This is a genomic window from Haloarchaeobius marinus, assembly GCF_051207415.1.
In the GTDB taxonomy this organism is placed as follows: domain Archaea; phylum Halobacteriota; class Halobacteria; order Halobacteriales; family Natrialbaceae; genus Haloarchaeobius.
In genome coordinates this window covers 629,319-645,397 of sequence record NZ_JBPKGD010000001.1, presented here as the reverse complement: position 1 = coordinate 645,397, position 16,079 = coordinate 629,319, and the positions used below count along the sequence as shown (strand labels likewise).

Genomic DNA, 16,079 nt, shown 5'->3' with positions numbered 1-16,079 from the left:
GAGCCGACAGTCCCACCGCCGACATCCATAACCGCCAGCCAGTCCAAGCGGCGGCCATGCGCGTCGCGATACTGGGCTGTGGCTACGTCGGCATCGAACTGGGACGACAGTTGACGGCGGCGGGACACGACGTGGTCGGGGTCCGGCGCTCGCCGTCTGGACTGTCTGCCATCGATGACGCCGGGTTCGAGGCCGTCGAGGCGGACCTGGCCGACCCCGACAGCCTCCACGCCGTCCCAGATGCGGATGCGCTGGTGTTCGCCGCCAGCACCGGTGGCCGAGGTGCCGACGTCGCACGACGGATATACGTCGATGGCCAGCGCACCGTCCTCGAACACTTCGCGGACCGGACTGCGAAGCCTGACCGACTGGTCTACACGTCCAGCACCGGCGTCCACGGGGACCACGGCGGTGACTGGGTGGACGAGACGACGCCACTGGACCCGACGACGCCGAAGACGGAGGTGCTGGTCGCCGCCGAGGAACTGGCGCTCTCGGCCGGCGAGGAGTACGGCGTCGACGGTTCTGTCGCCCGGTTCGCCGGCCTGTACGGTCCCGACCGGTACCGACTCGACCGCTACCTCACCGGGCCGGTGACCGAAGGGTACCTGAACATGGTCCACCGGGACGACGCCGCCGGAGCCGTCCGCTTCCTCCTCGACGGCGGGCACGCCCGGGGAGAGGTCGTACAGGTCGTGGACGACGAACCCGTCTCGAAGTGGGCGTTCGCCGACTGGCTCGCGGACGCCTGTGGCGTCGCGCACCCGCCGAAGCAGACGACGGTCGAACGACTGGCAGACGAGGACCTCTCGGCGGCCGCGAAACGGCGGATACGCACCTCCAAGCGGTGCTCGAACGAGAAACTCCGCGGTCTCGGCTACGAGTTCCGTTACCCGACGTTCCGCGAGGGGCACCAGGACGCAATCGACGAGTTTCGCAGTCGACACGCCTGACGAAGTGGGGAACCTTCATACTGGTCGGATGTGAGAAGGTGGTTATGGGGTTCGATGTCACCCCGGGTTCCATCAGTGGCCGCGCCGCAGGCGTGGTCGAATCCGCGACTGCGGATCCACTCCTCCTCCTGGGGGTGGTCCTCGCGGTCGTCCTCGGAACCGGGGCGGCGTGGTTCGGCGTTCGTCGATTTCGACGGACGCCGGGGGAGCGCTTCGTGCGTGCGATGAGAGGAATCGACGAGGTGACCGTCCTGTTGCACCCGAATCCGGACCCGGACGCCATGGCCTGTGCGATGGCGACTGCGGAACTGTGCGAGTACGCCGGTGTCGAAGCCCACCTCCAGTACCCGGGCGAGATACGCCACCAGGAGAACCGGGCCTTCCGGACCGTCCTCGACCTGGACCTCGACCGAATCGAGACCGCCGCAGACCTCGAGACGAACACCGTCGTCCTCGTCGACCACAATACGGCGCGGGGGTTCCAGGGCGCAAAGCAGGTCGAACCGTACGCGGTCGTCGACCACCATCCGGGCAACGGGGCCGGAACCCGCCACACCGACATCAGAACCGACTACGGCGCCTGTGCGACCATCTTCGCCGAGTACTTCGAGGGACTGGACGCAGAGGACGGGAACGGGAACGGGAACGGCGACGACGACGTGACCCTGAACTCGAAGACGGCGACGGGGCTTCTCTACGGTATCCTCTCGGACACGAACAACCTCACGAACGGGTGCTCGGCAGCGGAGTTCGACGCGAGCGCGTACCTCTACCCGGCGGTCAACGAGGACCTGCTCGACCGCATCGCGAACCCACAGGTGCCCGACGAGGTGCTGCGGACCAAGGCGAAGGCGATCGTCGAGAAGGACGTCAACGGACCCTTTGCCGTCTGTGACCTCGGGAGCATCCCGAACGTGGACGCCATCCCGCAGGCAGCGGACGAACTGATGCACCTCGAAGGCGTCAGCGCCGTCGTCGTCTTCGGCGAGCAGGACGGCACCGTCCACATGTCCGGGCGCTCGCGCGACGACCGCATCCACATGGGCGAGGCGCTCCGGTCGGTGGTCGCGAACATCCCGATGGCCGACGCCGGTGGACACGCCCGGATGGGTGGCGGGCAACTGTCGAAGGAGCACATGGAGGGCATCGGCCCCTCCGACGGCGTCTCGCGCGACGAGTTCAAGCGCAAACTGTTCGACGCCCTCGCCGGCGCACGCGGATAGCCGAACCGACGTCCTCGTCGACGACGGGTCGGGGCGACGGTCGAGGACGGCGAACGCGGCGCTTTTCACGCCAGCGAACCGAGTGCGTCCATGGTCACAACCACGGCGTCGTGGGCGTACCGGGACGCGTTCCACGAGTCGTTCGCCCGGACGTACTTCCGACGGTTCGGCGACGGTCTCGTGTCGAGCATCGGTCTCGGGACGTACCTCGGCGACCCGACTGACGAGGTGGACGAACGCTACCACGAGGCCATCGTGACGGCCCTCGAATCGGGTATCAGCGTCCTCGACACGGCCATCAACTACCGGTGCCAGCGCTCCGAACGGGTGGTCGGTGAGGCGCTGGCCGACGCCGACGTCCACCGCGAGTCGGTCCTCGTGGCGACGAAGGGCGGATTCGTCCCGTTCGACGGGTCGCGGCCGGCCGACCCCGGGGCGTTCGTCCAGTCGGAGTACGTCGACACGGGCATCGTCGACCCCGACGACCTGGTTCGCGGGAGTCACTGCATCGCACCCGGGTACGTCGACGACCAGCTCGACCGGTCGCTGGACAACCTCGGGCTGGAGACCGTCGACCTCTACTACGTCCACAACCCCGAGACCCAGCTTGCCGAACGGTCGCGGGAGACGGTGTACGACCAGCTAGAAGACACGTTCGAGGTGCTGGAGCGCCGCGCCGCCGCCGGCGACCTGCGTCACTACGGCGTCGCCACGTGGGAGTGCTTCCGCGTCCCCGAGGACCACGACTCGTACCTCTCGCTCTCCGAGGTGGTGCGCCGGGCGCGTTCGGCCGCCGACGCGGCGGGCAACGCCGCGACGCACTTCCGTGCGATCCAGCTCCCGTTCAACGTGCACATGGCCGACGCGTTCACCGTCCGGGCACAGGAGTCGGCCGACGGGCCGGTCAGTACGCTCGAACTCGCACACAGGGCGGACCTCGACGTGTTCACGAGCGCCTCGATGCTCCAGGGCGACCTGGTCGACGGACTTCCGGCGGCCGTCGCGGAGCGGGTCGCGGGCGAATCGCCCGCTCAGAAGGCGATAAACTTCGCACGGTCCGGGCCCGGCGTCACGTCGGCCCTGGTCGGTGCGAGTCGGGTCGACCACGTCTCGGAGAACGTCGACGCCGGGCGGTTCGAACCGATGGGCGCCGACGCGTTCGACGCGACGTTCGAGTGATCAGCGGATCTCCTTCCACTCCCCGCCGCAGTCGGGACAGGCCCGTACCGTCCCGATCTCGTCGGGGTCGTTCTTCGTCTTGAGCGTCTGCCCGCACTCGGCACAGGTAACTCGCTCGTACGTGTCCTTCTCTAGCGTCCCATCCCTGAGCGCCTTCCTGACCGATTTCATAGGGGGCAGTATGCAGGGCGAAGGGAAAAATACCGGGGTGTCCTGTTCGAAAGCTGTTCCTATCGGCGGATGGGACGGTTCTGGACGTGACCGGACCCGCGGCCCGGCGTTCGGACGGCGACCGACCGAGGGGAGCGTTTCGGTTCGAAAGCTTTGAGCGCCGGCCGCGTGTAGCTGCGTTCGTGACGGACCGGACCGGGAGCGACCACGCGACGCGACGACGCGGACGGCTCGGCGTCTTCGGGTCGCTCTGTACGATGGTCTTCCTCGTGAACTTCGCGCGGGTGGTCTTCGCACCGATGCTCGACACGTTCCAGCTGGCCTTCGGCATCCAGACCGAGGGGGCCGTCGGTCTCATCGCGACGGTGGCGTGGGTCGGAAGTGCACTGCCACGCATCCCGACCGGGTACGTCCTGACGCGAGTACCGCGACACCGGGTCGTCGGCTGGACCGGGGCGGTGCTCACCGCATCGGCAGCGCTGACCGCCGTCGCGGACTCGCTCTCGATGCTGTACGTGGGGGCGCTGTGCATGGGACTGGCCAGCGGTGCGTACTTCATCGCGGCGAACCCGCTCGTCAGCGAGTTGTTCCCCGACCGGGTCGGCCGGGCGATCGGCATCCACGGGATGTCCAGCCAGCTGGCGGCCGTCGGTGCGCCGCTGTTCGTCGGCCTCGTGTTCGTCCGGCCGTCGTGGTGGCTCCCGGTCGTCGGTCGGACGGCGGCGTGGCGCGTCGTCTTCGTCTGCATCGCGGCCGTCGCCGCCGCCACGACGCTCGCGTTCTACGTGGTGGCACGGCGGACGACGATGCCGACCGCCGGAAGCGAGGACCGGGCGTTGCTGGCCGCGCTCTCGCGCCAGTGGCGGATGATCCTGACCGGCGTCGTCCTGCTCGGCGGGACCGGCTTCGTCTGGAACGGCGTCTTCAACTTCTACGTCAGCTACATGACCGACGTGAAGGGGCTCGAGGCGTCGCAGGCGCGGACGTTGCTGACGCTGGTCTTCCTCGCCGGCGTGCCCGCGTTCTTGCTGACCGGTGACCTGGCCGACCGGATTCCACACGTCCCGCTGTTGCTGGCGTTGCTCGGCGGGTTCGCGGCGAGTCTGTTCGTGCTCACCACCGTCGGTGGGTTCCTCGCCATCGTCGTCGTGACGCTCGTCCTCGGCTACCTCGTCCACAGCACGTTCCCCGCGATGGACACGTTCCTGCTCGACTCCCTGCCCGACGAGAACCGTGCCTCTGCCTACGCGCTCTACTCCGGGGCGATGATGCTCGTGCAGGCGATGGGGAGCGTCACCGTCGGGACGCTCGCCGACGCCGGCCTCAGCTACGACGCCACCTTCCGGGCCTTCGCCGGGGGGCTGACTCTGTTGCTCGCGGTGCTGGTCGCCCTCTACCTCGCCGACCTGCTGCCGACGGACGCACGGACGTAGTCCAGCGCGGACCGGCGTGTGACTCGCCCGACTCGAACGTGTCATCGAAACGGCAACCCGTGCCCGAGTCGGGGCCATTTTACGACTCCCACCCCCAGTAACAGGTGATGGAGTACGTCCAGGAGCGGGTCACGACGCTACACGACTTCACGGACCCCCGCCCCGACGCCCCGACCGACCGCGCGGCCGTCGTCGTCCCCATGACCGAACGGGAGTACGCCGGCCTGGCCGCCGAGCGCGTGCTGTCCACGCTCGCCGACCTCGACCCGGCGTCGGTCGTCGTCCCGCTACGCGCGCCGGCCGAGTGCGTCCCGGACTTCGCGGCGTGGCTCGACTCGTTCGACGTCCACGTGGACCTGCTTTGGTGCTCGGCCGACGCCGTCACGGACCTGCTCGCCGACCACGGACTGGACAACGGCTTCGGCAAGGGGCGGGACGTGTGGCTGGCCCTCGGCGTCGCCGCCGAGCGCGCCGACTACGTGGTCGTCCACGACGCCGACGCGAAGACCTACTCGGACCGGCACGTCCCCCGCCTGCTCGCGCCCGTCGCCGAGGGGTTCGACTTCTCGAAGGGGTACTACGCCCGCGTCGAGAACGGGCGTCTCTACGGGCGCCTGTTCCGTCTGTTCTACACGCCCCTGGTCCGCACGCTCCAGGCGGAGCACGACGACCCGTTCCTCGACTACCTCGATGCCTTCCGGTACGCGCTCGCCGGCGAGTTCGCGACGACGGCCGACCTCGCCCGGCGGGTCCGCGCCCAGCGGGCGTTCGGCCTCGAGGTCGGCGTCCTCGCGGACACGTTCGACCACGTCGGCTTCGACGGCACCGTGCAGGTCGACCTCGGGCGACACGAACACGACCACCGGTCGGTGTCGGGGCCGACCGGCCTCTCGGACATGGCCGGTCAGGTCGGCCGTGCCCTGTTCAACGCGCTCGCCGACCACGGCGTCGACCCGTCGTTCGACACCCTCGCGGGACGCTACCGCGAGACGGCGGAGATGCTCGTCCGCCAGTACGCTGCAGACGCCCGGTTCAACGGCCTCGACTACGAGGTGGCGGACGAACGCGGGCAGGTCGACACCTACGCCGCGGCCGTGCGGGAACCGACCGAGGACAGTCGACTCCCCGCGTGGACCGAGGTGTCCGTCTCGCCCGGTGCGGTCGCCGACGCCGCGGCCGACGCGGCGGACCGTGTCGCCGAATGAAACTTAACCGTCCCGGGCATCCGGGCGACCATGCGCCTGAGTGAGGACGAACTCGCCGGGGTGGTCGAGTTGTTCGGGGGGTTGACCCACGCCGAACTTCGGCGGGCGGTCGACGAACTCGCGTTCCGCGCCGGTGAGGAGGTGACCGACGAGGAGGTAGACGCGTGGATAGACGACGCGGTGGCGGGGTACCACCTCGTCCGGTACGAGCAGGCCGACGACGACGTGCTGTACGTCGCCGGGCCACGTGCGTTCCCCGAGGAGCCCCCACACGGCGAGGACCTGCCGCACATCATGGACGTCGGTCACCGGACGGTCGACCGGGGCGACCTGGGCGAACAGGTCCACGGTCGACTGGCCGACGAGACGACGGCGGCGCTGGCCGGGGCCGCGGAGACGCGCGCGATGGAACTGCTGGACGTCAGTTACGACCTCGAAGCGTGGGCACCCGTCGAGTGCGCCGACGTGCGTGGCCGCCTCGACGCCAGGTTCTGAGAGCCTCGCCACCGGAATCGACGTGTTCGCGCTCCGGGTCTTACCCGGAGCGCCCCACGGTGCCGTGCGAACAGTTGACACGAACCAGCTACGTTTATTGAGTTGACCGTCCGAGGTTCCGGTATGGACGTCCAATGGGACCGGTTGGCCTCCTGGAAGACCGGCGGTCTGTTCGCAGTCATCCTGCTCGCTGGACTCCTCACGGCCTACTACGCCGACAGTCTCGTTTCGACCGTGCTCGTACTGGTCGTCACGGCCGCCGTGCTGGTCGTGGCCGACTACTTCCAGCGGTAGCGGAGTCCCCGGCGACCGTTCACGAACCGAGAGCCCCAGACGCGTCCCGGCGGGGAGAGTGAACGCTTTAGGGCAGCAGGTCGTACCCGAGAGCGATGGACCTCGGTGGCGTCAAGAAGTTCAGCCCGCAGGCGGTCGACGACGAGCGTCGCGACGCGGGCGTGCTCATCCCCATTGTCGAACGCGAGGGCCGGTACTTCCTGCTGTTCACCAAGCGCTCGGAGGACCTCGGGAAGCACCCCGGGCAGATGAGCTTCCCCGGCGGCGGGTACGAACCGGGCGACGCCGACATCCGCGAGACGGCGTTGCGCGAGGCCTACGAGGAGATCGGTCTGCTCCCCGAGGAGGCCGACCTCGTCGGCCAACTCGACGACATCCGCACGATAACGGAGTACGCCGTGACGCCCTTCGTGGCCCGCGTCCCCGACCGCGAGTACCACCCCGACGAGCGCGAGGTGGCCGAGGTGGCGCTGCTCGCGCTCGACGCGCTCCTGGACCCGGCGAACTACCGACACGAGCGTCGCGACCACCCCCACTACGGCGACGTCGTCATCCACTACTTCACCGTCGACGGCTACACTGTCTGGGGGGCGACCGCCCGCATCCTCGTCCAGTTGCTGGAACTGACGACCGACTGGCGGGCACCCGAACGCGTCGACAGGCAGGTGTGACCGCCACGCCGGGCGACCCCCGGCAGAAATTCCCGCAGGTCGATACGCTTATCCCGGACCGCTTCGTCTACTTCCAGTACATGGTCGCACAGACGATGGATCGCGTTCCACTCCGATTCCGATAGTCTCCGAGTATCCTTCTGTATCGCCGTCACTGGAGGTCACGACCGATGTTGACCAGTGGCGTCTCCCTCGCACGAACCGGCCTCGACGGCGTCGCGCTCAAACCGGTCGAGGTCGACGTCGGCCGTGCCGCCGACCTCGACGCGGACGTGCTGGTCGTCGACTACGAGGGCCGCGAACACCTGCCAGACACCTCGACGCTTCGCGAACTCGCCCGTTCGTCGACCGTCCGCGTGACGACGCCGGTCAGGGCCGACGGGTTCGACCCCCTCGGCGACGACGCGCTCGACAGCGCGCTCCCCGACGAGGTAGAGCGCGTCCTCGTGGCAGGAAACGGCGCGTACCTCACCGAGCGGGAGCGAGGGCGAGCCATCGCACCCCGCCTCGGCCGCGCCAGGCAGGCAGACTCCGACGCCTGGGTCGGCACCGAGGGCATCGAACGCGTCGCACTGGCGGCCGGCGGCACCCAGTTCGACCTGCTGTCGCGGTCGACCGACCGCGACCTGAAGGCGCTCCGGGCCGCCGGCATGGACGGCGAACTCGCCGTCTACGCGCCCACGGTGCTCACCACCGACGACGACGCCGTCCTCGACGCGCTCGGGGGGTACGTCAGCCGTCGCGGGGCGGTCGAACGGGCGCTGCCCGACGACCACGCCACCGATTCGAGCGCGACCGGCCGCGCCCGCGAGGTCCTGCTCGCGGCGTGTCGTGACTTCGCCCTCGTCGGCGACACCTCGACGGTCCGCGAACGGGTCGCGGAACTGCACGACCTCGGCGCGGACTACGTCGTCGGCTACCCCGCCCGCGGACTGGACGAGTTCTTTAACTGACGGCCGGGCGCAGGGTCCGTATGCACCTCGCACGTCAGACGACCGCGACCGTCGACCCCGACGACCGCGCGGTCGCACTGTTACCAGTCGGCAGCGTCGAGCAACACGGCCCAGCACTCCCGCTTGGGACGGACTACATGGCCGCCGAAGCCGTCACCGACGCCGTCGCCGACCGCGACGACGTACTCGCACTGCCGACGCTCCCGGTCGGCGTGAGCGAGCACCACCGCCAGTTCGACGGGACGCTCTGGACGGACCCGTCCACCTTCGAGGACTACGTCGCCGACGTTCTCGCGAGCGTCGCCAGCCACGGCGTCCGCAGGGCCGTCGTCGTCAACGGCCACGGCGGAAACGCCGACGCCATCACCCGGGCCGCCCGCCGACTCCGCCGTGAGGAGGTCGCGTTCGCCGCGCCGTGGACGTGGTGGTCGAACCTCGACGGCCTCGACGAGGAACTGTTCGGGTCGGCCGGCATCGGCCACGCCGACGAACTGGAGACCAGCATGGTCGCCCACGTCGCCCCCGAACTCGTCCGTGAGGAGCGCCTCGCGGACGCCGAGGCGGGCGCGGCCGACTCGTGGGGTCGGTCCGTCCACGGGGCGTCCGTCGGCTTCGACACCGCGGACTTCTCCGACTCCGGCGCGGTGGGCCGGCCGACCCGTGGCTCCGCCGAGGCCGGGGCGCGCCTGTTCTCGAAGGCGACCGAGGAACTCGACGCACTCGTGGACTGGCTTGCGGAACAGCCGTTCGAGGCGCTCCTGCCGGAGGCGCACCGATGAGCGGAACGGCCGACGACGCGCCCGGGTCCGTCGCCGTCCTCGGCGGCGGTGCCGTCGGCACGACGGCAGCCTACGACCTCGCCCGCGCCGGCGTCGACGTGACGCTGTTCGAGGCGACCACCATAGCGGGCGGGAGTTCCGGTCGCGCCTCGGGCATCTGCTACGACGCCTTCGCGGAGGACGTCGACGCCCGAATCGCCGGGCGTGCCATCGAGCGATTCCGGGCGTTCGACGGCCAGGGCGAGTTCGAGTTCGCGGACAGCCCGTACGTCTGGCTGGCCCGCGAGGGCGACGACCGGCGGGCCGACGCCATCCGCGAGCAGGTCCCCCGGATGCAGGCGAACGGTCGTGACGTCGAACTGGTCGACCCCGGTGCCCTCGACGCCGAGTTCGCGGACCTCCGGACCGACGACGTCGCCGTCGCCGCCGTCGCCCGGGACGCCGGCGTCGTCGACCCGTCGACCTACCCTCCGTTGCTCGCGTCGCTCGCCGCGGACGAGGGCGCGACGGTTCGGGAGGCGACGCCCGCCAGGGTCGACGCGGACGCGGACGCGGACTCCCGGCCCCGCGTGGTCGCCGGCGGCGAGACGCTGGCGTTCGACGCCGTCCTCGTCGCTGCCGGTGCCCACTCGAAGCGCCTGCTCGCTGCTGCCGGCGTCCCCATCGCCATGAAGCCATACCGCGTGCAGGCGCTGACCGCGACCGACGACCTCGACGTGCCGACCTGCTACGACGCGACAGTGGGAGTCTACCTCCGCCCGCACCCGACCGGACTGCTCGTCGGCGACGGGACCGAGGAACGGGAGGCCGACCCGGACGGGTATCGACGCGCGGCCGACGACTGGTTCGTCGACTCGGCGACCGCGGGCGTCGCCCACCGGACCGGCCACGAACCGTCGGTCGAACGCGCCTGGGCCGGCCTCTGTACCGCGACGCCGGACCGCGACCCGCTCCTCGGCCACCTCGGTGGCGGACTCTACGTCGCGACAGGCTTCCAGGGCCACGGGTTCATGCGCGCGCCGGCGCTGGCCGAGGCCGTCGCCGACGAACTGTGTGGCGGCGCGGGCGTCCCCGAGTTCGACCCGACGCGCTTCCACGGGGACGAGTCGTTCGAGGTGGTCGAGGGGATGCTCGTCGAAGAACGGTAGTCGAGGCCGGGTCGGCCTGTGATGACGGGCCGAGAGACTGCGGGGGAGCCCCGTCGGTCAGGACTCGTCGACCGCGTCCGCGTCGGTCGGGTCCTCGGTCTCCGCGGAGACCTCGTAGTCGGAGCCGACCTCCTCGTCACCCTCGTACTCCGACGCCGAGTCGTCGTCGGGTTCGGCGATGGTCACGGTGTCGGTCTCGCGCCCGGCGTCCTCGCTCGACTCGTCGACGCGTTTCGGCACGCGAATCTCCAGGGTCCCGTTCTTCCGGAGCGTCGCCGTCGCCGACTCCGCGTCGACCAGCGCGTCCCGGGGCAGTTCGACGTGGCCGTCGAGCGCCATCCCCCGACCGGGGAGACGCATGTCGAAGTCCTCGTAGAACTCGCGGAACCGGTCGATGCGGACCTTCACCATCCCGTCGTCGTACCGGACCTGCACGTCGCTCTGGGTCGCACCCGGCGCGTCGAACACGGCGAGGTAGGCGTCGTCGCTCTCCAGCAGGTCACTCGGGAGCGGTCTGCTCTCCTGGACCTGCGACGACGCGCGCCCGATCTGTCGCAACACCGAGTTGCTGACCGAGCGTCCGAACTCTCGGATGGTCATACGACGATCTCCTCCAGACAGTCCGTCTGACGGCAGTACGGACAGGTGAACTCCCCGACGGTGACGTCGTCGGGCATGTCGTAGGTGTAGTGCAGTTCGAACATGTCGAGTTCACAGTCCCCGTCCGTACACCTGACCTCCATCGTCGCGGGCATACACCGCAGTTGGGTCGTCAAGGGAAAACAGTTTTCGGAGGTGAACGGGGGAAACTGCGACCAGGATTCGAAGCACCGGTTGTGCCACGACCCTTCGGGAACGTGGCTATCGGGCGACGACGCCGGTGGCACTCGCCTGCCCGGAGCAACACCTAACCCGCAGGACCCTGTCGCCCAGTACATGGTACTGGTACTCTCGGACGCGGACGTCGCAGACCTTGTGGACCTCGAATCGCTCGCGCCGGTGGTCGAGCACGCGCTCGTGAAGCAGGGCCGAGGGGAGGTCGAGCGCCCCGAGCGCCCGCACTACCCGGTCGGCACCGGACTGGATGGCCCGGATCCCCTCGGGACGGGGCTGGCGATGCCGGCGTACGTCCACGGCGACCCGTACTTCGCGACGAAACTGGTCGGCGTCCACGGCGACAACCCGGAGCGCGGCCTGCCGACCATCCACGCGCAGGTCGTCCTCGCTGACGCGAGGACCGGCCAGCCAGTGTCGTTCATGAACGGCGGGCGCATCACGAACGCTCGGACGGGGTGCATCGGCGGCCTCGCGGCGCGCGACCTGGCGACCCGACCGGTCACCGTCGGCGTAATCGGCGCCGGCGCACAGGCGCGCTGGCAGACCCGCGCCATCGCGGCGCTCACCGACGTCGAGTCGGTGCGCGTCTACTCGCGGAGCGACTCGAAACTGGACTGTGCGGCCGACCTCCGCGAGTACGGCATCGACGCGTCGGCCGTCGAGACCCCGGCAGACGCGGTGACCGGCGCGAACGTCGTCGTGACGGCGACCACCAGCGCGGACCCGGTGTTCCCGGCCGACGCGCTCTCGCCGGGCACGCTGGTGGTCGCCGTCGGCGCGTACAACGAGGAGATGCAGGAACTCGAATCGGCAGTGTTCGCCCGGGCGGACCGCGTGTTCGCAGACGTTCCCGGGGAGGTGGCCGGTATCGGCGACCTGCTCGCCACCGACCTGACCGAGGACGACCTCGTCCCGCTCTCGTCCGTGTTCGAGGGCGAGGTCGGTCGCGAGTCGGACGCGGAGATACTCGTCGTCGAGAGCGTCGGGACGGCCGTCCTCGACGCGGCGACGGCCGCCGAGATGTACGACGCCGCGACGGAGGCGGGACTCGGCACCGAGCAATCGTTCTGAACTGGTGGCGGTTCGCTCGCGCACCACGAGGTCGAAGAGTCACCTCCGTGGAGTGGGCAGTCGGCCGGGGTACTCCCAGGTGGTCCAAAAAAGTCGAGGGGTCCCGGGAGGCCGCCTCACCCGCCGAGGAACTGCCGGCGGACCTCGTCGTCGTCGAGGAGTTCGTCGCCCCGGCCCTCGTAGCGGTTCTCGCCCTGTGCGAGGACGTAGCCGCGGTCACAGCGCCGGAGCGCCTCCTTGGCGTTCTGCTCGACCATCAGGACTGACGTGCCGGCGTCGTTCACGTCGTCCACGCGGTCGAACATCTCGTCGACGAGGTCGGGAGACAGCCCCGCCGACGGTTCGTCGAGCAACAGCAGGTCGGGGTCGAGCATCAGTGCACACCCCATCGCGAGCATCTGCTGCTGGCCGCCCGAGAGCGTGCCCGCGTTCTGGTCGAGGCGCTCCTCCAGGACCGGGAACCGGTCGAAGACGGCCTGCTTGCGCTCGGCGGGCACGTCGTCGAGGATGTACGCGCCGAGTCGCAGGTTCTCCTCGACCGTGAGCGAGGGGAACACGTTCTCGGTCTGTGGCACGTAGCTCATCCCGACGTGGATGACGTCCTCCGGGTCGAGGTCGGTGATGTCCATGCCGTCGAACGTGATGGTCCCGCCGAGGCGGTCCGCGAGGCCGAAGACCGACTTCATCGCCGTCGACTTGCCGGCGCCGTTCGGGCCGACGATGGTGACGTACTCGCCCGCGTCGACGTGGATGTTCACGTCGGTCAGCACCTGCAGGTCGCCGTAGCCCGCGTCGAGGTTCGACACGTCCAGCAGGTGGTCGCCGGGCGCGTCCGTCCCGGAGGGCGTCGCCTGGGCCTGTTCGCTCACGATACCACCACCGTCGTCGTACTCTCGTCGGGCCGCACGTCGCGACTGGCGTCCGAGTCGTCGGAGAGCGTCGTAGGTTCGTCCATGGTCATCCTCCGAGGTAGGCGTCGATGACGCGTTCGTCGTTCAACACCGCTTCCGGTTCGCCCTCGACGAGCAGTCGCCCCTGCTGGAGCACGACGAGGCGGTCGACGAGGTCCGTCAGCGTCTCGAGTTCGTGCTCGATGACGACCACGGTCATCCCGTCGTCGTTCAGGTCCCGGATGCGGTCTGCGATCTCGTTCGTGAGCGTCGGGTTGACGCCGGCGAACGGTTCGTCGAGCAGGAGCAGGTCGGGGTCGAGCATCAGCACGCGCGCCAGTTCCAGCAGTTTGCGCTGGCCGCCCGAGAGGTTGCTGGCGTACTCGTCGGCGAGGTGGTCGAGTTCGAACGCCTCGACGAGTTCGTCGGCGCGTTCGGTCACCTCCCGTTCCGTCGCCTGCATCTCGTCGGTGCGGAACAGCGCCGAAAGCGTCCGTTCCCCGGGCTGACCGGGGGCGGCGAGGCGCACGTTCTCCCGAACCGTCATCGTGTCCAGCTGGCGGGTGTGCTGGAACGTCCGGACCATACCGTCGCGGGCGATCTCCTCGGGCTGCTTGCCGGTGACGTCCTCGCCGTCGAAGACGACGGTACCCTCGTCCGGCGTCACGACGCCGCTGACGCAGTTGAAGAACGTGGACTTGCCGGCGCCGTTCGGTCCCATCACGCCGACCAGTTCGCCCTCGTCGACGGTCACCGAGAGGCCGTCGATGGCGCGCAGGCCGCCGAAGTCCTTCACGAGATCGTCGACGTCGAGGAGACTCACGAGTCGACCCCCAGTTCCTGTTCGTCGCCCCAGATGCCCGCCGGCCGGTACCGGATGACCAGCACGAGGACGAGTCCGATGACGATGAGTCGTATCGACGCGAAGTCGCCGGCACTGACCGGCGTCACCTCGAGGGCGAACCGGGAGAGCAACCGCATGCCCATGATGATGGCGAGGCCGCCGAGCACCGCCCGGTGGTTCGCCGCGCCGCCGAGCAACATCCCGATCCAGATGGTCACCGTCACCTGGAGTCCGAAGTACTCCGGCGAGATGGCGCCGTTGTACAGTGCGAACAGGCCACCCGCGAAGCCCGCGAGGGCGGCGCCGTAGACGAACACCTGCATCTTGTAGACGAACGTGGACTTCCCGACCGACCGGGTCACCAGTTCGTCCGCCCGGATGGCGCGCAACACCCGGCCGTACGGTGCCTCCGTCAACCGGGCGACGACGGCCAGCGTGATGGCGGTGAGGCCGCCGAACAGCACGAGCGTCACGAGGAGCGTCGCGTCGCGGCTTCCGGCGAGGTCGCTCAGCGGTTGTGGCACGCCGAAGATACCCGTGGTCCCGCCGAAGACGTCCGTGAAGTTGCTGAACAACGTGTGGAATATCTCGGCGGTGGCGAGCGTCGCGATGGCGAGGAAGTCGTCGCGCAGACGGAGCGACGTGGCGCCGACGATGGCACCCAGTATCCCCGCGGTGACGACGCCCGCGACGAGCGCGAACGGCCACGGGTAGCCGAGGCTGATGCCCTCGAAGGAGTCGACCGCGGACAGCATCGCGACGGTGTAGGCACCGACCGCGAAGAACACGACGTGCCCGAAGTTGACGAGGCCGGTGTGGCCGTACTGGAGGTCCAGTCCCAGCACGAGGATGCCGTAGAGCACGAAGACGATGCCCACCTCGAGGAACACGTAGGTGCTCCCGGGAATCATCACGGAGATGGGCGACACCGCGATGACGAGCGCCACGACGATGGCGACGACGCCGAGCAACACGGCGCGGTCCGAGGTCCGCTCCGGCAACCGGTCGGCGACGCTCACGCCTCACGCACCTCCTTCCCGGCGATACCGCTCGGCTTCACGAGCAACACGACGACCAGGATGAGGAAGGCCACCGCCGACGAGATGCCCGTCATCCCCGTGGGGAGGAACGCCGTCGACAGCGCGAGGACGATGCCGATGACGTACGCGCCGGCGATGGCGCCGTAGGGACTCCCCGCCCCGCCGAGGATGGCGGCAGCAAGTATCTGGAGGATGTGACTGAACCCCGTCGTGACGCTGACGTTCGTCTGGATACCGATGAGCACGCCCGAGAGTCCCGCGAGCACGCCCGCGAGCACCCAGACGCTGTTCCGTATCATCTGGGTGTCGATGCCGCGGACGCGTGCGAGGTCCTCGTCGTCGCCCATCGCCCGCATCGCGATGCCGACGTCGGTTCGCGTCAACAACGTGTGCAACACGACGAACACGGCGACGGCACTGCCGACGACGACGAGGTGCTGGGACGTGACGAAGAAGTCGCCCAGCACGTCCACGGACCCGACGCTCAGGTCGGGCAGGCCGCGGAACTGGTACGTCGCCGTCTCCGTATCGTAGTACCTCGCGCCCCGGCCCGCCGCGAGGCGGATGGCGTTCCGCAGGATGAGTCCGAGACCGATGGACGTGAGCAGCATCGGCACCGGACCGGTGTGGTTGATGGGGGTGAAGAACACCTTCGCGAGCACGAGGCTGGCGACGCCGCCGCCGACCATCGCGACGACGACGGCCACCGGCAACGGGAGCGGGAGTGCCCCCGCAGCGAGGATGCCGACGAACGCGCCGATGGTGAGGTACTCGCCGTACGCGAAGTTTATCATGTTCACGATGCCGTAGATGAGCGTGAACCCGATGGCCGCGATGGCGATGTACGAGCCCGTGACCAGCCCGAAGATGAGGTTCTGTGCCAGTCCCATCGC

The 16,079-nt window shown here is 69.3% G+C and carries 19 protein-coding genes; 12 read left to right on the top strand and 7 right to left on the bottom strand.

Annotation, left to right across the window (positions count from 1 at the left end; genetic code table 11):
* Positions 1-56 precede the first annotated feature (56 nt).
* The 3 genes from ACSC1W_RS03285 to ACSC1W_RS03275 all read left to right on the top strand — a co-directional run bounded on the left by ACSC1W_RS03285 (position 57) and on the right by ACSC1W_RS03275 (position 3,355).
* Positions 57-953 (top strand): SDR family oxidoreductase, encoded by an 897-nt coding sequence (locus ACSC1W_RS03285; RefSeq protein WP_435345398.1) that lies wholly within the window; start codon positions 57-59, stop codon positions 951-953.
* A 44-nt stretch (positions 954-997) separates the two neighbouring features.
* The gene (locus ACSC1W_RS03280) at positions 998-2,176 is read left to right on the top strand and encodes a DHH family phosphoesterase (protein WP_435345397.1); all 1,179 of its coding nucleotides are present in this window, start codon (positions 998-1,000) and stop codon (positions 2,174-2,176) included.
* A 90-nt stretch (positions 2,177-2,266) separates the two neighbouring features.
* Entirely contained in the window at positions 2,267-3,355 is a 1,089-nt protein-coding gene (locus tag ACSC1W_RS03275; RefSeq protein ID WP_435345395.1) for an aldo/keto reductase, read from the top strand.
* On the opposite strand, the gene ACSC1W_RS03270 is transcribed toward ACSC1W_RS03275, so the two are convergent.
* The gene (locus ACSC1W_RS03270) at positions 3,356-3,526 is read right to left on the bottom strand and encodes an HVO_0758 family zinc finger protein (RefSeq protein ID WP_435345393.1); all 171 of its coding nucleotides are present in this window, start codon (positions 3,524-3,526) and stop codon (positions 3,356-3,358) included. It abuts the gene before it with no gap.
* Between the two features lie 257 nt (positions 3,527-3,783).
* Here ACSC1W_RS03270 and ACSC1W_RS03265 point away from each other — a divergent pair, with 257 nt between their 5' ends.
* The 8 genes from ACSC1W_RS03265 (at position 3,784) to ACSC1W_RS03230 (ending at position 10,504) form a co-directional block, all read left to right on the top strand.
* Complete coding sequence (locus ACSC1W_RS03265) at positions 3,784-4,959, top strand: MFS transporter (protein ID WP_435346003.1); 1,176 nt, start codon at positions 3,784-3,786, stop codon at positions 4,957-4,959.
* Positions 4,960-5,066: 107 nt separating this feature from the next.
* A complete protein-coding gene (locus ACSC1W_RS03260; RefSeq protein ID WP_435345391.1) occupies positions 5,067-6,164 on the top strand; it encodes a glycosyltransferase family protein in 1,098 nt (365 codons plus the stop codon).
* A 30-nt stretch (positions 6,165-6,194) separates the two neighbouring features.
* Positions 6,195-6,659, top strand: a complete 465-nt coding sequence (locus ACSC1W_RS03255) for a DUF7109 family protein (RefSeq protein ID WP_435345389.1) — start codon at positions 6,195-6,197, stop codon at positions 6,657-6,659.
* A gap of 123 nt (positions 6,660-6,782) precedes the next feature.
* A complete protein-coding gene (locus tag ACSC1W_RS03250) occupies positions 6,783-6,953 on the top strand; it encodes a hypothetical protein (RefSeq protein WP_435345387.1) in 171 nt (56 codons plus the stop codon).
* Positions 6,954-7,048: 95 nt separating this feature from the next.
* Positions 7,049-7,624, top strand: a complete 576-nt coding sequence (locus tag ACSC1W_RS03245) for an NUDIX hydrolase (protein WP_435345385.1) — start codon at positions 7,049-7,051, stop codon at positions 7,622-7,624.
* 170 nt (positions 7,625-7,794) lie between these two features.
* Positions 7,795-8,577 carry a DUF7388 family protein gene (locus ACSC1W_RS03240; RefSeq protein ID WP_435345383.1) on the top strand — a complete coding sequence of 261 codons (783 nt, stop codon included), beginning with the start codon at positions 7,795-7,797 and terminating at the stop codon, positions 8,575-8,577.
* A gap of 20 nt (positions 8,578-8,597) precedes the next feature.
* Positions 8,598-9,356, top strand: coding sequence for a creatininase family protein (locus ACSC1W_RS03235; protein ID WP_435345381.1), 759 nt, complete (start codon positions 8,598-8,600; stop codon positions 9,354-9,356).
* On the top strand, positions 9,353-10,504 hold the full coding sequence (locus ACSC1W_RS03230; protein WP_435345379.1) for an NAD(P)/FAD-dependent oxidoreductase: 1,152 nt from the start codon (positions 9,353-9,355) through the stop codon (positions 10,502-10,504). The genes ACSC1W_RS03235 and ACSC1W_RS03230 overlap by 4 nt, the downstream gene beginning before the upstream one ends.
* A gap of 57 nt (positions 10,505-10,561) precedes the next feature.
* Here the strand turns inward: ACSC1W_RS03230 and ACSC1W_RS03225 are convergent, their stop codons facing one another.
* Together ACSC1W_RS03225 and ACSC1W_RS03220 are read right to left on the bottom strand one after the other, a co-directional pair.
* On the bottom strand, positions 10,562-11,104 hold the full coding sequence (locus ACSC1W_RS03225) for an Hsp20/alpha crystallin family protein (protein ID WP_435345377.1): 543 nt from the start codon (positions 11,102-11,104) through the stop codon (positions 10,562-10,564).
* Positions 11,101-11,259 (bottom strand): DUF7559 family protein, encoded by a 159-nt coding sequence (locus ACSC1W_RS03220; protein WP_435345375.1) that lies wholly within the window; start codon positions 11,257-11,259, stop codon positions 11,101-11,103. Before ACSC1W_RS03220 ends, ACSC1W_RS03225 begins: the two co-directional genes overlap by 4 nt.
* Before the next feature lie 181 nt (positions 11,260-11,440).
* Between ACSC1W_RS03220 and ACSC1W_RS03215 the strand changes: the two genes are divergently transcribed.
* Positions 11,441-12,412, top strand: a complete 972-nt coding sequence (locus ACSC1W_RS03215) for an ornithine cyclodeaminase family protein (protein WP_435345373.1) — start codon at positions 11,441-11,443, stop codon at positions 12,410-12,412.
* Positions 12,413-12,528: 116 nt separating this feature from the next.
* On the opposite strand, the gene ACSC1W_RS03210 is transcribed toward ACSC1W_RS03215, so the two are convergent.
* The 4 genes from ACSC1W_RS03210 to ACSC1W_RS03195 form a co-directional block, all read right to left on the bottom strand.
* Positions 12,529-13,284: an ABC transporter ATP-binding protein gene (locus tag ACSC1W_RS03210; protein ID WP_435346001.1), complete on the bottom strand. Its 756-nt coding sequence runs from the start codon at positions 13,282-13,284 to the stop codon at positions 12,529-12,531.
* An 85-nt stretch (positions 13,285-13,369) separates the two neighbouring features.
* A complete protein-coding gene (locus ACSC1W_RS03205) occupies positions 13,370-14,125 on the bottom strand; it encodes an ABC transporter ATP-binding protein (protein ID WP_435345371.1) in 756 nt (251 codons plus the stop codon).
* Positions 14,122-15,165 (bottom strand): branched-chain amino acid ABC transporter permease, encoded by a 1,044-nt coding sequence (locus tag ACSC1W_RS03200; RefSeq protein ID WP_435345369.1) that lies wholly within the window; start codon positions 15,163-15,165, stop codon positions 14,122-14,124. The genes ACSC1W_RS03205 and ACSC1W_RS03200 overlap by 4 nt, the downstream gene beginning before the upstream one ends.
* The gene (locus ACSC1W_RS03195) at positions 15,162-16,076 is read right to left on the bottom strand and encodes a branched-chain amino acid ABC transporter permease (RefSeq protein ID WP_435345367.1); all 915 of its coding nucleotides are present in this window, start codon (positions 16,074-16,076) and stop codon (positions 15,162-15,164) included. Before ACSC1W_RS03195 ends, ACSC1W_RS03200 begins: the two co-directional genes overlap by 4 nt.
* Positions 16,077-16,079: the final 3 nt, after the last annotated feature.

Bases quoted from the DNA above. Each gene is read 5' to 3' on its own strand.
- ACSC1W_RS03285 (WP_435345398.1), top strand. From the start codon at position 57: ATGCGCGTCGCGATACTGGGCTGTGGCTACGTCGGCATCGAACTGGGA.
- ACSC1W_RS03245 (WP_435345385.1), top strand. From the start codon at position 7,049: ATGGACCTCGGTGGCGTCAAGAAGTTCAGCCCGCAGGCGGTCGACGAC.
- ACSC1W_RS03230 (WP_435345379.1), top strand. From the start codon at position 9,353: ATGAGCGGAACGGCCGACGACGCGCCCGGGTCCGTCGCCGTCCTCGGC.
- ACSC1W_RS03215 (WP_435345373.1), top strand. From the start codon at position 11,441: ATGGTACTGGTACTCTCGGACGCGGACGTCGCAGACCTTGTGGACCTC.
- ACSC1W_RS03250 (WP_435345387.1), top strand. From the start codon at position 6,783: ATGGACGTCCAATGGGACCGGTTGGCCTCCTGGAAGACCGGCGGTCTG.
- ACSC1W_RS03225 (WP_435345377.1), bottom strand. From the start codon at position 11,104: ATGACCATCCGAGAGTTCGGACGCTCGGTCAGCAACTCGGTGTTGCGA.
- ACSC1W_RS03255 (WP_435345389.1), top strand. From the start codon at position 6,195: ATGCGCCTGAGTGAGGACGAACTCGCCGGGGTGGTCGAGTTGTTCGGG.
- ACSC1W_RS03265 (WP_435346003.1), top strand. From the start codon at position 3,784: ATGGTCTTCCTCGTGAACTTCGCGCGGGTGGTCTTCGCACCGATGCTC.
- ACSC1W_RS03240 (WP_435345383.1), top strand. From the start codon at position 7,795: ATGTTGACCAGTGGCGTCTCCCTCGCACGAACCGGCCTCGACGGCGTC.
- ACSC1W_RS03260 (WP_435345391.1), top strand. From the start codon at position 5,067: ATGGAGTACGTCCAGGAGCGGGTCACGACGCTACACGACTTCACGGAC.
- ACSC1W_RS03195 (WP_435345367.1), bottom strand. From the start codon at position 16,076: ATGGGACTGGCACAGAACCTCATCTTCGGGCTGGTCACGGGCTCGTAC.
- ACSC1W_RS03280 (WP_435345397.1), top strand. From the start codon at position 998: ATGGGGTTCGATGTCACCCCGGGTTCCATCAGTGGCCGCGCCGCAGGC.
- ACSC1W_RS03275 (WP_435345395.1), top strand. From the start codon at position 2,267: ATGGTCACAACCACGGCGTCGTGGGCGTACCGGGACGCGTTCCACGAG.
- ACSC1W_RS03220 (WP_435345375.1), bottom strand. From the start codon at position 11,259: ATGCCCGCGACGATGGAGGTCAGGTGTACGGACGGGGACTGTGAACTC.
- ACSC1W_RS03235 (WP_435345381.1), top strand. From the start codon at position 8,598: ATGCACCTCGCACGTCAGACGACCGCGACCGTCGACCCCGACGACCGC.
- ACSC1W_RS03270 (WP_435345393.1), bottom strand. From the start codon at position 3,526: ATGAAATCGGTCAGGAAGGCGCTCAGGGATGGGACGCTAGAGAAGGAC.